The organism is Pseudomonas sp. RW409, assembly GCF_003184125.1.
GTDB classification, from domain to species: domain Bacteria; phylum Pseudomonadota; class Gammaproteobacteria; order Pseudomonadales; family Pseudomonadaceae; genus Aquipseudomonas; species Aquipseudomonas chlororaphis_I.
Genome location: NZ_QHHP01000016.1, coordinates 1 through 451, shown reverse-complemented (window position 1 = coordinate 451; position 451 = coordinate 1). Strand labels below are relative to the sequence as shown.

Here is a 451-nt window from a genome sequence, read left to right as displayed (position 1 = left end):
TTTGTGGCGGATGTCGGTACGGCTGAAATTGCCAGCGGTGCGTTGGTGATGACCACCGACAAGCAGCCGGCCAACGGCAGGGCGCAGAACGTGGTGCAAGTCACGGTCACCGACGCCAACGGCAACCTGGTACCGGCTCAGGCCGTCACCTTCAGCGTGGAATCCGGCGGGGCCAAACTGACCGCCACCACCGCGACCACCAACGCTTCGGGCGTGGCCAGCATGACGCTGACCAGCACCCAGGCAGGCAGCAGCACCTTGAAAGCCAGCATCAATGGCAGCGAGCGCACTGTGGACACCACCTTTGTGGCGGATGTCGGTACGGCTGAAATTGCCAGCGGTGCGTTGGTGATGACCACCGACAAGCAGCCGGCCAACGGCAGGGCGCAGAACGTGGTGCAAGTCACGGTCACCGACGCCAACGGCAACCTGGTACCGGCTCAGGCCGTCA

Annotated in this window: 1 protein-coding gene; it reads left to right on the top strand. The window is 64.3% G+C overall.

All coding sequences use genetic code 11. From position 1 onward, the window contains the following. A partial coding sequence (locus DK261_RS32845) for an Ig-like domain-containing protein (RefSeq protein ID WP_158286939.1) occupies positions 1-451 on the top strand: 451 nt, incomplete at both ends.